The sequence below is a fragment of the Sphingomonas degradans genome (genome assembly GCF_053502645.1).
Genome location: NZ_CP177172.1, coordinates 239,756 through 253,116, shown reverse-complemented (window position 1 = coordinate 253,116; position 13,361 = coordinate 239,756). Strand labels below are relative to the sequence as shown.

12 protein-coding genes are annotated in these 13,361 nt (G+C 66.2%); 3 read left to right on the top strand and 9 right to left on the bottom strand.

Annotated elements, in window-relative coordinates; all coding sequences use genetic code 11:
- Nucleotides 1–48 precede the first annotated feature (48 nt).
- The 3 genes from ACG3SL_RS01195 to ACG3SL_RS01185 all read right to left on the bottom strand — a co-directional run bounded on the left by ACG3SL_RS01195 (nt 49) and on the right by ACG3SL_RS01185 (nt 1,696).
- On the bottom strand, nt 49–594 hold the full coding sequence (locus ACG3SL_RS01195; protein WP_448663318.1) for a hypothetical protein: 546 nt from the start codon (nt 592–594) through the stop codon (nt 49–51).
- Nucleotides 595–1,335 (bottom strand): hypothetical protein, encoded by a 741-nt coding sequence (locus tag ACG3SL_RS01190; RefSeq protein WP_448663317.1) that lies wholly within the window; start codon nt 1,333–1,335, stop codon nt 595–597. It lies immediately after the preceding gene.
- A 232-nt stretch (nt 1,336–1,567) separates the two neighbouring features.
- On the bottom strand, nt 1,568–1,696 hold the full coding sequence (locus ACG3SL_RS01185; protein ID WP_448663316.1) for a hypothetical protein: 129 nt from the start codon (nt 1,694–1,696) through the stop codon (nt 1,568–1,570).
- 98 nt (nt 1,697–1,794) lie between these two features.
- Between ACG3SL_RS01185 and ACG3SL_RS01180 the strand changes: the two genes are divergently transcribed.
- Nucleotides 1,795–3,615 carry a methyl-accepting chemotaxis protein gene (locus ACG3SL_RS01180; RefSeq protein WP_448663315.1) on the top strand — a complete coding sequence of 607 codons (1,821 nt, stop codon included), beginning with the start codon at nt 1,795–1,797 and terminating at the stop codon, nt 3,613–3,615.
- A gap of 12 nt (nt 3,616–3,627) precedes the next feature.
- Here the strand turns inward: ACG3SL_RS01180 and ACG3SL_RS01175 are convergent, their stop codons facing one another.
- Together ACG3SL_RS01175 and ACG3SL_RS01170 are read right to left on the bottom strand one after the other, a co-directional pair.
- On the bottom strand, nt 3,628–4,665 hold the full coding sequence (locus ACG3SL_RS01175; RefSeq protein WP_448663314.1) for an alanine racemase: 1,038 nt from the start codon (nt 4,663–4,665) through the stop codon (nt 3,628–3,630).
- Between the two features lie 10 nt (nt 4,666–4,675).
- Nucleotides 4,676–6,265, bottom strand: coding sequence for an MFS transporter (locus ACG3SL_RS01170; RefSeq protein WP_448663313.1), 1,590 nt, complete (start codon nt 6,263–6,265; stop codon nt 4,676–4,678).
- Nucleotides 6,266–6,408: 143 nt separating this feature from the next.
- Here ACG3SL_RS01170 and ACG3SL_RS01165 point away from each other — a divergent pair, with 143 nt between their 5' ends.
- Nucleotides 6,409–6,834, top strand: coding sequence for an organic hydroperoxide resistance protein (locus ACG3SL_RS01165; RefSeq protein WP_448663312.1), 426 nt, complete (start codon nt 6,409–6,411; stop codon nt 6,832–6,834).
- 1 nt (nt 6,835) lies between these two features.
- A complete protein-coding gene (locus tag ACG3SL_RS01160) occupies nt 6,836–7,306 on the top strand; it encodes a MarR family winged helix-turn-helix transcriptional regulator (protein ID WP_448663311.1) in 471 nt (156 codons plus the stop codon).
- 161 nt (nt 7,307–7,467) lie between these two features.
- On the opposite strand, the gene metH is transcribed toward ACG3SL_RS01160, so the two are convergent.
- The 4 genes from metH to ACG3SL_RS01140 form a co-directional block, all read right to left on the bottom strand.
- Nucleotides 7,468–10,074, bottom strand: a complete 2,607-nt coding sequence (gene metH / locus ACG3SL_RS01155) for a methionine synthase (protein ID WP_448663310.1) — start codon at nt 10,072–10,074, stop codon at nt 7,468–7,470.
- Nucleotides 10,075–10,231: 157 nt separating this feature from the next.
- Nucleotides 10,232–11,278, bottom strand: coding sequence for a homocysteine S-methyltransferase family protein (locus ACG3SL_RS01150; protein ID WP_448665210.1), 1,047 nt, complete (start codon nt 11,276–11,278; stop codon nt 10,232–10,234).
- Nucleotides 11,279–11,432: 154 nt separating this feature from the next.
- Complete coding sequence (gene metF, locus ACG3SL_RS01145) at nt 11,433–12,350, bottom strand: methylenetetrahydrofolate reductase (RefSeq protein ID WP_448663309.1); 918 nt, start codon at nt 12,348–12,350, stop codon at nt 11,433–11,435.
- A complete protein-coding gene (locus tag ACG3SL_RS01140) occupies nt 12,347–13,297 on the bottom strand; it encodes an ArsR/SmtB family transcription factor (RefSeq protein ID WP_448663308.1) in 951 nt (316 codons plus the stop codon). Before ACG3SL_RS01140 ends, metF begins: the two co-directional genes overlap by 4 nt.
- Between the last annotated feature and the right edge of the window lie 64 nt (nt 13,298–13,361).

Genomic DNA, 13,361 nt, shown 5'->3' with positions numbered 1-13,361 from the left:
TATCACATACAGAGCAATCTACCGCACGAACCGCGACATCACGCCTGCCTATGGTCTCTCATCTGAGACGTCGTCATTGATATGCGGATCGAACTCGATCGTCAGCTGAGCGTCCCGCGGCGGCAGCGGCAATTCAGAGATGCCGATTACTCGGCCACTATCTGCCCAAAGGCGTCGTATATCTCCATCGTCGCTGTAGATCCTCTCAGCGCCCTCAACACGAGAGATCGACACGATTTGCTGATCGAACTTTGCCTTCGGTCTTGATAACGAAGTGCGCGGCCCTGCAATGCGAGCCCGTTCCATAACGGAATACTCGACCGCAGCGCGCTCGTCGAACGGCGCGATCACTATGTGTCGCGATGTGTTGAGGATGCTCAACCACTCCGCCGCCGCTGCTCCACCGTACACAAGCACTTCCGCCAAAGCCGGAGCGGGGATTACGATCTTCGCTTTGGTGCGCTGAAGTTCCGCAATCAGGTGCGAAACGCGAGCCTGACAACTTGATACTGGTTGCCCATCGTCGCCGAGCGGGGGAGCGGCGTTCTCGTTGAGCAGATAGATCAGGACACTCGCATCGAAAGCAACGATCATTCAAGCATCCCCTTCGTGCCGATCTGCGAGCAGTCGCTGGACGACATCGGGCACCTGCGCGAGTTCCGAACCCGGCGCCACACGAAGGCGCCTCACGACTTCCTCAAGCGGGGCTTCGTCTAGCACCTCAAAGTCACTGATCCGGAAACTCTTTAGCTCCCACGAGCCATTACCGTGCCGAAGCCAACTACCCACGCCATGGAAGCGCAAAGTTCTATCCCACAATTGATGACGGAGCCGCAGAGCTACAGCCTCACTCGTAACGAGACTCCCATAATCGCGATCGCCATCCCGGACGCCAACATGCTTCGTATCGTCTTTTCCCTCGATCCGATAAACTTGCCCGTCGATATGACCCGTCTGCCGAAAAGGTCCGAACACAATCGGCTGGGGCCGCCGCTTACCCGGAAAAGGCACCACAACGTCCTCAGCGTCGCCAGCGAGAGCTCCGATCGCATTGTCCTTTAGAAGCATGTCATCGAGGTCTTTGTAGGCCTTCAAGGCGTCCTTCGGAGCCGAGCCAGCGCGGATCGCCCAAACACGCTCGCGCACTTTTGGTCGCGCCGGCTCATCGACTTCCACGCGGATCGCTACAGATCCCTCCTCGATAACATCAAGGTGGACATTGGCGCTCTCTCCCAGCAATCGGGCGACGCCTGCGATATACGCCGCGAGACGATCCAACGGGATCGTCTTCGGGGTGTAGCTTTCGCTAATGGTGAAGCTATAGCCTTTTGCCAACGTCGTGCCCGTCCAAGTTCAAGCCATCAGATACGAAATTTCCATAGTTGCATAGCGCATCCGCGCGACAACCAACGACTGAAATTCAACACCGGATCGCCTATATGGAGCTTCACGGGGAATCTGTCACGGCCCGCCTGGGAGTAGTAGTTTACACCCTCGCCAGCTTCGCGAGGTATGATGTACGAGGAAGATGGCTCTGGGAATGGCAGACAGAACCCAGAACGCCTCCCTACCAAACCCGGTCGCACCGCTTCCCCAGCCCCGTCAGCAGCTCGTATTCCAACAACCCGCTGCGCGCCGCCGTCTTGGGCAGGGCATAGTCCATCGCCACCCAATCGCCCTCGGCCAGCACCGGCATCCGGTCAATCCCACCAATGCACGCGCACCCGCACCATCGCGCGAAAAACGATCTAAAAATAGCCGAATACCCCTTTTCAGGGGCGCCGGAGTTGATCGATGACCATCAAGCAGAACTTGTTCGCCGCCATGGCCGTGCTGGCACTGACGCTGGTTGCGCTGGTCGGCGCGTTCACCTGGAGCGCGCGTTCCAGCGAAGCGGCACTGTCGACGGTGCACGATGATCGCGTCGTGCCGCTAAAGGACCTGAAACTGGTCGCAGACAGCTATGCGGTGCTGATCGTCGATTCGGCGCACAAGGCACGCAACGGCAACCTCACCACGGCCGTCGCCCTCGCGAACGTCGATCACGGCAGCGCGGAAGTCGCCGATGCCTGGAAGCGCTACCGCGCGACCAGGATCGAAGGGCAGGAAGAAGCGCTGGCGAAAGACGCCGAGGTCACGATGGAGAAGGCCCGCGCCGCGACCGAGACGCTGAAGTCGATCCTGCGCGCAGGCGACAAGGGCGCACTCGACCAGTTTGTCGTGCGCGATCTCTATGCCGCGATCGACCCGGTGTCCGACGCGATCGGCAAGCTCGTCACGCTGCAGATCGACATCGCCGGCAAGGAGACCGACACCGCGCTGGGCAGGGCCCATCTGGCGATGGTGATCCTCGCCGTGCTGGCGCTGGTCGGGATCGTCGTTCTGGGCGCGGCGATGTTCGTCGTCACGCGCAAGGTCATTGCCCCCATCCAGAATCTGGCGATCACGATCCGCGACCTCGCCACCGCCCAGGGCTCGGTCCAGGTCCCGCATCTGTCCCAGCACGACGAGATCGGCGACATCGCCCGCGCCGTCGACGTGTTCCTGACCGCGTCGCTCGCCAAGGACCGCGAAGCCTCGTCCGCCGCTGCGGCGATCCAGACGCTGGTGACCAGCGCCCTGTCCGAAGGGCTCTCGGCGATGTCCAAGGGCGACCTGACCAAGGAAATCACCGCCGCGTTTCCGCCGAGCTATGCGTCGGTCAAGAACGACTTCAATTCCGCGCTTGCCGCGCTGCGCACCCTGGTGCGCTCGGTCGCCGACAGCACCGGCGCGATCCTGACGGGATCGTCGGAAATCGCCCAGGCATCGGAGGATCTGGCCCGCCGCACCGAAGCGAACGCCGCGAGCATCGAGGAAACCTCCGCCGCCGTCAGCCAGATCGATGGCCGGCTGCAGGCAAGCGCAAAGGCCGCAGCCCGCACCGTCGCGCGCGCCGATGGGGCCATCGCGACCGTCTCCGCCGGGCGGACCACCGCCGATGCGGCGATGCAGGCGATGACGCGCGTGAACGAGAGCGCCAAGGGAATCGACAGCGTGATCGAGGGGTTGGACAAGATCGCGTTCCAGACGCGCGTGCTGGCGATGAACGCCGCCGTGGAAGCCGGTCGCGCCGGGGAAGCGGGCCGTGGTTTCGCGGTGGTCGCCGACCTCGTCTCTGCGCTCGCCATGCGCGCCGAGGAAGAGGCAGGCCGCGCCCGCGACCAGTTGACCGCGACGCAGACCGATATCGTCGCGGCGGTGGACATGGTGCAGAAAGTGGATTCGGCGCTGGCCGACATCACCGGCGACGTCAGCGAAGTCCACACCCTGCTCAATCAGATGGCGCAGGACAACCAGGCGCAATCGACCGCGATCACCCAGATCGGCGTCGCGATCGGAACGATGGACCATGCGACTCAGCAGAACGCGGCGATGGTGGAACAGACCGCAGCCGCCGCGCGCAGCCTGTCCGGGGAAGTCGGCGCACTGAGCGATCAGGCCGGTCGGTTCAAGGTCGGCGGCGAAGCGTCCGCTGCACGGTCCGGCCACGCGGCGTCTCGTTCGCAAACCACAGCGGTTCCGCTGGCGGCGCTGGCGAACGCGAGCGCGTCGGAGGAATGGGCGTCGTTCTGATCGGCGGCGCCCCTATTCCCAAACCCGGTCGAACCGCCGCCCCAGCCCCGTCAGCAGCTCGTATTGCGACAATCCGCTAAGCGCCGCTGTCTCGGGCAGGGCATAGTCCATCGCCACCCAGTCGCCCTCGGCCAGCCCCGGCGCGGCGTCGACGCACAGCGCGGTCAGGTCCATCGACACGCGCCCGATCACCGGCAGCACGGCGTCGCCCGCATGTGCGCGGCCCTTGCCGGAGAAGCAGCGGAGATAGCCGTCGGCATAGCCGATGTTGAGCGTCGCCACTTCCATGTCGCGCGGCGCGGTGAAGGTGGCGTTGTACCCCACCGTCTCGCCCGCGCGCACCCGGCGGCGCTGGATGATCCGCGCCTCGGGCGTCGCGACCTGGCGGATGCCCGCATGCCCTGCGCGCTGCACCCCGCCGTACAGCGCGATGCCGGGGCGAGTCAGGTCGAACGCATAGTCCGGCCCCAGCGCGATGCCCGCGGAATTGGCCATGCTCATCCGCCGCGCCGACGTGCGCCCGGCCAGCGCGGCGAACGCCGTGCGCTGCGCGGCATTCAGCGGCACGTCCTCGTCGGCGCTCACCATATGCGTCAGCAGCGTCTCGATCCGGAGCCCGTCGAGCAGCCCCGCGCCGACAGCGTCCAGCGACACGCCCAGCCGGTTCATGCCGGTGTCGACCATCACGTCGCACGCGCCCCCGCCGCCGTCGCGCCAGCGCGCCACCTGTCCGGGCGTGTTGAGCACCGGGCGCGTCCCCGGCGGCAGATCCGCCATCTCGCCGCCCTGCACCCCGTGCAGCACCGATACCGTGCCGACGCCCTCGGCCAGCAGATCGCCCAGCGCCCGCGCCTCGCTCCATGCCGCCACGAAGAAGTCGCGGCATCCCGCCTGCGCCAGCCGCCGCACGACGTCGCGCGCGCCCAGCCCATAGCCATCCGCCTTCACCGCCGCGCCGCACGCGGCACTGCCGCTCATGCCTGCAAGCAGCTTCCAGTTGGAGACGAGCGCGGCGCCGTCCAGGCGCAGGCGAAGCGGGGAATCGGTCATGCGCCTGCGATTAGGCGCAACCGCAATCCTCTTCCACCACCGTTTCCTTGAGCCAGAACATCGTCACGACCAGCGCCATCGCCACCACGGCAAAGGTGTACCACAGCCCGGCAAAGGGATTGCCCGATTTGGCGACGATATACTGGCTGATAAGCGGCAGGAATCCGCCGAAATAGCCGGTGCCGATATGATAGGGGATCGACATCGAGCTGTAGCGGATGCGGCTGGGGAACATCTCGCTCAGCAGCGCCGCGACCGGACCATAGGTCACGCCCGACAGCGCCATGAGCGCCAGCACCGCCAGCACGATCACGGCGATATTGCCCGGCGACGGCACCACCTTGTCCAGCGCATAGCCCGACTGCTCCAGCGCGCGGTCCAGTGCGGCGTCGCTGGTGTCGTCCACCGGCTGGCCGCCGATGCTGACGGTCACCACGGGGGCCGTGCTTGTCGTATAGAGCACGCCCTTTTTGGAGAAGTAATCGAGCAGCCGCCCGCACTCATCGGCCTGGGTCGCCACGAACGGATCATAGGCGCAGTGCGGCCCGGTGACGACCACCGGTGCGCGCATCGATGCCTTGGCCAGCCCCGGATTGGCCGACCCGCCGATCATCCAGAAGAGCGGGAACAGCAGGACCAGCGTCAGGATATAGCCGATCACAATGGGCCGCTTGCGCCCCACTTTGTCCGACAGATGCCCGAAATAGACGAAGAATCCGGTGCCCAGGATCGCCGCTCCACCCGTGATGAGCTGCGCCACCGTCGGCTCGACGCGCATCGGCCCGGTCAGGAACGACAGGACCGAGAACATCGAGGTGTACCAGATCACGGTCAGCCCCGCCGCGATCCCGAACAGCGCGACCAGCAGCCGCTTCCAGTTGCCGGGATAGGTGAAGCTCTCGATGAACGGATTGCCCGCCGTCTCGCCCTTGTCCTTCATCGCCTTGAACACCGGGCTCTCGCGCAGCTTGAGCCGCATCCACAGCGAGATGGCGAGCAGCACGATCGAAAACAGGAACGGCACGCGCCATCCCCACGCGTCCCACTGCGCCCCCAGCCCGAACTTGCACGCCAGCACCACCGCCAGGCTGAGGATGAAGCCGCCGGTCACGCTCGCCTGGATGAAGCTGGTGTGATAGCCCGCGCGCCCGTCGGTCGAATGCTCGGCGACAAAGATCGCCGCCCCGCCATATTCGCCGCCCAGCGCCAGCCCCTGCAGCGCGCGCAGCACCAGGATCAGCGCCGGCGCCGCCATCCCGATCGCGACATGGCCGGGGACCAGCCCGACGCCGGCGGTGGCAATGCCCATCAGCGTGATCGTGACGAGGAACGTGGTTTTGCGCCCCAGCCGGTCACCCAGATAGCCGAACAGCACCGCCCCCAGCGGCCGGAACCCGAACCCGACGGCAAACCCCGCCCAGGCGAGCAGCGTCTGGAGCATTTCGTTGCTCGCGGGGAAGAACGTCCGTCCGATGATCCCCGACGCGGCGAGCGTGCCGTAGATGAAGAAATCATACCATTCGAACACCGTGCCCAGCGACGCCGCGCCGATCACCAGCCGCATGTCCTTCGCGCTCGGCGCGTCCGCCTTGGTCGCCATGCCCCGTCCCCTTCGCGGCAAGGTGTAGCGCAGTTGAAATCGGCGGCAAGGGGGCGCGCGGATAAAATACCCCTAGCAATTAGATTGTGCACAATCTATATAGCGGTCAGCCGGCGCGATGCCGCCCATCAAGGAGATTGACCATGAGCACTTTGTACAGCACCCGCGTCACTGCCGTCGGCGGTCGCAGCGGTTCGGTTCGCAGCGAAGACGGAATCCTGGCGCTCGACCTCGCCCTCCCCGCCGGCTTGGGCGGCAAGGGCGGCAAGACCAATCCCGAGCAGCTGTTCGCCGCCGGCTATGCCGCGTGCTTCGAGAATGCGGTGCTGCATGTCGCCAAGGGCAAGAAGGTCGCGATCCCCGACGATGCCGTGACCGTGGTGGCCGAAGTCGGCATCAGCCCCAATGCGAGCGGCGGCTTCGCGCTGTCGGTGTCGCTCGACACGACGATCACGGGCGTCGAACAGGCCGTGGCCGAGGAACTGGTCCACGCCGCGCACGCGGTCTGCCCCTATTCCAACGCGGTGAAAGGCAATATCGACGTTGCCCTGACCATCAAGGCCGCATGACATGAACCCCGGGGAAGCAGCATTGCCGCACGAACAGGACGATCCGCTCCGGCTCGACCGGCAGATCTGCTTCCCCCTTTATGCCGCCACCAACCTGCTGACCCGGCTGTACCGCCCGGTGCTGGCCGAGCTGGGGCTCACCTATTCGCAATATCTGGTGATGCTGGTGCTGTGGGAATCCGCGCCCCAGACGGTCAACGCGCTGGGCGCGCGGCTGCACCTGGACAGCGGCACGCTGACGCCGCTGCTCAAGCGGATGGAAGCGGCGGGACTGGTGACGCGCACCCGCGACACCGCCGACGAACGCCGCGTGCTGATCGCGCTGACACCCCATGGTGACACACTGCGCGAGGCGGCACGCAAAGTGCCCGAGACGATGGCGGCCGGCATGGCCTTCGACCCCGCGCAGGCCGATGCGTTCCGGGTCGCGGTGCAGGGGCTGGTGCGCGGGCTGGCCGAGCGCGCGGAGTAGCCTGCGGGAGACCGCCGCGCGGTTGTCGCGGCGCACATCGGCGCATCTGAACGCCGTCATCCCAGCGCAGGCTGGGATCCATTTTCCGCTCCGTCGGGTAAAAAAGCGCAGGCGGAGCGCCGAATGGATCCTGACTTTCGTCAGGATGACGGGTGTTGCCCTCAGTCCAGGTTGGGCCGCAGATACCGCTGTGCCAGCTCCAGGCTGATCCCGCGCCGCGCGGCATAATCCGCGACCTGGTCCTGCCCCACGCGCGCCACGCCGAAATACTCGGCCTGCGGGTGCCCGAAGTAAAAGCCCGACACCGCCGCCGTCGGCAGCATCGCGAAGCTCTCCGTCAGCGAAATCCCCGTGCGCTTGTGCGCGTCGAGCATCTTGAACAGCACCGGCTTCAGGCTGTGTTCGGGGCAGGCGGGATAGCCCGGCGCGGGGCGGATGCCGCGATATTGCTCGCGAATCAGCGCGTCGTTGTCGAGCTGCTCGCCCTCCGAATAGCCCCACAGCGCGGTGCGGACATATTGGTGCAGCCGCTCGGCGAATGCCTCCGCAAGCCGGTCGGCCAGCGCCTTGAGCAGGATGTCCGAATAATCGTCGATCGCCGCCTTGAACCGCGCCAGATGCGGCTCGATCCCGTGGATGCCCACTGCGAAGCCGCCGATCCAGTCGCCGTCATGGTCGATGAAGTCGGCCAGGCACATGTTCGCGCGGCCTTCGCGCTTGGCGATCTGCTGGCGCAGCATCGGCAGGCGGAAATGCTCTTCATCCTCGACATGGACGATGATGTCGTCGCCCTCGCGCCGGCACGGCCACAGCCCCACCACGCCGCGCGCGGTCAGCCACTTCTCGGCGATGATCGTGTCGAGCATTTTCTGCGCATCGGCGAACAGCGACGTCGCGCTTTCGCCCACGACTTCATCGGTCAGGATCGCGGGATAATTGCCCGCCAGCTCCCATGCGCGGAAGAACGGCGTCCAGTCGATATAGCGGCGCAGATCGGCCAGGTCCCAATCGAGGAACTCGTGCACCCCCGGCAGCCGCGGCTTGCCCGGCTTGAGCGCCATGTCCGCCTCGAACGCATTGGCGCGCGCGTCCTCCAGCGACAACAGCGCGCTCTGCCCCTTGCCCGCGCGGGCGACGCGGACCTGTTCATATTCCGCCGCGATCTTGGCGACATAATCGTCGCGGATCGTGTCGGACACGAGCGTCGTCGCCACGCCCACGGCGCGGGATGCGTCGAGCACATGGACCACCGGCCCCTTGTACGCCGGCTCGATGCGCAGCGCGGTGTGCACCCGGCTGGTCGTCGCGCCGCCGATCAGCAGCGGCATGGTCATGCCCGAACGCTGCATCTCCTCGGCAACGGTCACCATCTCGTCGAGCGAGGGGGTGATAAGGCCCGACAGCCCGATCATGTCGGCGTCGTTCTCGTTCGCGGCCTCCAGGATCTTGGTCCACGGCACCATTACGCCCAGATCGACCACGTCGAAGCCATTGCACTGGAGCACGACGCCGACGATGTTCTTGCCGATATCGTGCACGTCACCCTTGACGGTCGCCATGATGATCTTGCCCTTGCCCTTGGCGCCGGGCTCCTTGGCGGCTTCGATGAAGGGCAGCAGGTGCGCCACGGCCCTCTTCATCACGCGCGCCGATTTCACCACCTGCGGCAGGAACATCTTGCCCGATCCGAACAGGTCGCCGACCACGTTCATCCCGTCCATCAACGGGCCCTCGATCACTTCGATCGGGCGGGCAAAGGCCAGGCGGCATTCCTCGGTATCCTCGACGACGAACTGGTCGATGCCCTTGACCAGCGCATGTTCCAGCCGCTTCTCCACCGGCCAGCCGCGCCACTCCGCCGCCTGTTTCTCGGCCACCGCGTCGGTGCCGCGAAACTTCTCCGCCAGCGCGACCAGCCGATCGCCCGCCTCGGGATCGCGGTTGAGGATCACATCCTCGCACGCGGTGCGCAGCTCGGGCTCGATCTGGTCATAGACGTCGAGCTGGCCGGCATTGACGATCGCCATGTCCATGCCCGCAGGGATCGCGTGGTACAGGAACACCGAATGCATCGCCTTGCGCACCGGCTCGTTGCCGCGGAAGCTGAACGACAGGTTGGAAAGCCCGCCCGAGATATGGACGTGCGGGCAGCGCGCCTTGATCTCGCGGCACGCCTCGATGAAATCGACGCCGTAGTTGTTGTGCTCCTCGATCCCCGTCGCCACCGCGAACACGTTGGGATCGAAAATGATGTCCTCGGGCGGGAAGCCGATGCCGGTCAGCAGGTCATAGGCGCGGCCGCAGATCTCGACCTTGCGTTCCTTGGTGTCGGCCTGGCCGACCTCGTCGAACGCCATCACCACCACGGCGGCGCCGTACGCCATGCACTTGCGGGCATGCGCAAGGAACTGGTCGACGCCTTCCTTCATGCTGATCGAATTGACGATCGGCTTGCCGGACACGCATTTCAGCCCGGCCTCGATCACGTCCCATTTGGACGAATCCACCATCACCGGGATGCGGGCGATGTCGGGCTCGGCCTGGATCAGCTTGAGGAAGGTCGTCATCGCCTCGTGCGCGTCGAGCAGCCCTTCGTCCATGTTGACGTCGAGCACCTGCGCGCCGGCCTCGACCTGCTGCAACGCGACTTCGACCGCCGCCGCATAGTCCCCCGCCATGATGAGCTTCTTGAAGCGCGCCGATCCGGTGACGTTGGTGCGCTCGCCGATATTGACGAAATTGGTGGAGGAGGTGGTGGTGGTGGTCATGGTTTTGGTTCTTCTTTGATCCTCCCCGGCACGGGGAGGGGGACCATGCGAAGCATGGTGGAGGGGGCCCTCCTCTTGCCTTTCCGCTGGTGGAGGGCCCCCTCCACCACGCCGCTGCGCGTCGCGGTCCCCCTCCCCGTTCCGGGGAGGATTTAAATCACGCCGCCATCGTGAACGGTTCCAGCCCCGCCAGCCGCGTCCGCACTTCGGGCACCGGAATCGCGCGCGGAGTCAGCCCGGCGACGGACCGTGCAATCTCGGCGATGTGCGCGGGTGTCGAGCCGCAGCAGCCGCCCAGCACATTGACCTGCTCGGCATCGGCCCATTCCTTGACCAGCCCGGCGGTGGTCGCCGGCGCCTCGTCATAGGCGCCCAGCTCGTTGGGCAGGCCGGCATTGGGATAGACCATGATGAGCGTATCGCACAGCGCCGACAGCGTCTTGACGTGCGGACGCAGCTGTTCCGCGCCGAACGAACAGTTGAGCCCGATCGTCAGCGGCTTCGCATGGCGCACCGCGTGCCAGAACGCCTCTACCGTGTGGCCCGACAGGTTGCGCCCCGACAGGTCGGTGAGCGTCATCGACATCATGATCGGCAAGTCGCGGCCCAGCGCCTCGCCCGCCTCGATCGCGGCCATGATCCCGGCCTTGGCATTCAGCGTGTCGAACACCGTCTCGATCAGCACGAAATCGATGCCGCCTTCGACCAGCGCGTCGATCTGTTCGCGGTACACGTCCTTCAGATAATCGAAATCGATCTCGCGATAGCCCGGATCGTTGACGTCGGGGCTCAGCGACAGCGTCTTGTTGGTCGGCCCCAGCGCGCCTGCGACGAAGCGCGGGCGGCCGTCCTTCGCCTGGAACTCGTCGGCGATGCTGCGCGCCAGCTTCGCGCTCTCGATATTGATCTCGCGCACCAGATGCTCGGCGCCGTAATCGGCCTGGCTGATCCGGTTGGCGGAAAAGGTGTTGGTCTCGGCAATGTCCGCCCCTGCCTCGAAATAGGCGCGGTGGATGCTGGCGGGCACCTCGGGCTTGGTCAGCGCGAGGATGTCGTTGTTGCCCTTCTGGTCATGGGTGAGGCCCAGATTGCCCGCATAGGCCGCCTCGTCGAGCTTCCAGTTCTGGATCTCGGTCCCGAAGGCGCCGTCGGTAATCAGGATGCGCTTGGCCGCCTCGGCCAGAAATGCTTCGCGTGGTGTCATCATCTTGTCCTTCTGGATCCTCCCCGGCACGGGGAGGGGGACCGCGTCGCGAAGCGGCGTGGTGGAGGGGGCGTGCCGCACGCCGATCGCTTGCGGCACGCCCCCTCCACCATCCTTCGGATGGTCCCCCTCCCCGTTCCGGGGAGGATTGAATTTACGCCGCCACCGCCACGGCCCCCGGCTGTGCCCGCACGCCCAGCAGGTGGCAGATCGCGTAGCTCAGCTCGGCGCGGTTGAGCGTGTAGAAATGGAACTGGCGCACGCCGCCGGCATAGAGCTTGCGGCACAATTCGGCGGCCAGCGTCGCGGCGACCAGCTGGCGCGCGGCGGGATGGTCGTCCAGCCCGTCGAACAGGCGCCCCAGCCATGCCGGCACATCGGTGCCGCACATCGCCGACATGCGCTGAATCGCGGCATAGTTGGTCACCGGCATGATCCCCGGCACGATCTCGGCATGGATCCCCGCCGCCGCCGCATCGTCGCGAAAGCGCAGGAAGGTCTCGGGCTCGAAGAAGAACTGCGTGATCGCGCGGTTCGCGCCCGCGTCGATCTTGCGCTTCAGATTGTCGAGGTCGGCCTGCTTGTTGGGCGAATCGGGGTGGCATTCGGGATAGGCGCTCACCGAAATCTCGAACGGGTGCAGCCGGCGCAGCCCCGCCACCAGATCGGCGGCGTTCTCGTACCCGCCGGGGTGCGTCTGGTATTTCTCGCCCGCGCGCGGGGGATCGCCGCGCAGCGCAACGATGTGCCGCACGCCCGCAGCCCAATATTCCTCGGCCACGGCGTCGATCTCTTCGCGCGTCGCCTCTACACAGGTCAGGTGCGCGGCGGCGGGAATCGCCGTCTCGCGCGCGATCCGCGCCACCGTGGCATGGGTACGCTCGCGCGTAGTGCCGCCCGCACCATAGGTGACGCTGACGAAGCGCGGCCCCAGCGGGGACAGCGTCTCGATCGACTCCCACAGCGTCGCTTCCATCTTCTCGGTCTTGGGCGGGAAGAACTCGAACGAAATGTCGATGTCGCCCGCCACGTCCGCAAACAGCGGCCCCGCCAACGGATCCACGCTACTCATGCCGCCTTAACCCTCTCTGTCACGGTGCCGGTCTTGCGACCCAGCCATAATTTCACGGTCAGTTCCGCGCCTTCCAGCGTCTCGACCTGCACGGGGGCCAGCCCCGCGCCCTCGAACCAGCCCAATATCTGCTCGTCCGAAAAGCCCAGCCTTGTGTGCGCGTCGCGCAGCCGCAGCTCCTCGCAGTCGTGCGGCGCGAAATCGACGATCAACAGCCGCCCGCCGTCGCTCAGCACGCGCGCCGCCTCGGCGATCGCCTCGCCCGGCTGCTGCGCGAAGTGGAGCACATGGTGCAGGATCGCCGCATCCGCCCCGCCATCGGCCAGCGGCAGCGCGTACAGGTCCGCCTGGCGCAATTCGGCATTCAGCCCGCGCTGCGTCAGCTTGGCGCGCGCCAGCCGCAGCATTTCGGAGCTGCGGTCGATCCCCAGCGCAGTCTGCGCGGCGGGGGCGAACAATTCCAGCATCCGCCCGGTGCCGGTGCCGATGTCGATCAGCCGGCCCAGCGGGGCATCGCCCAGCGCCTCGGCCATCGCCGCCTCGACCTTGCTGTCCGCCACGTGCAGCGCCCGCATCGCGTCCCATTGCCCCGCATTCGCTTCGAACCATTCGGCCGCCGCCGCCGCGCGATCCGCGCGCACGGCCTCCAGCCGCGCTTCGTCGGCCGCCGTCCAGTCATCGCCATCGCGCCATGCGTCCAGCGCGGCAAGTACGGGCTTCACCGTGGCCTGCGCACCCAGCGCGACGAACACCCAGCTGCCTTCCTTGCGCCGCTCGGCCAGGCCGGCATCGCACAGGATCTTCACATGCCGGCTGACGCGCGGCTGGCTCTGGTCCAGCACCTGCGCCAGTTCGCCGACCGACAGCTCCATCGCGCGCAGCAGCGACAGCACGCGCAGGCGCGTCGAATCCGCCAGGGCGCGGAAGATGGTGAGAGCGGAAGCCATTGGACGGATCATATAAAGAAATCTTTATATCAGGTCAACGGGCGGCAGGCGGGTGTGACGCCGA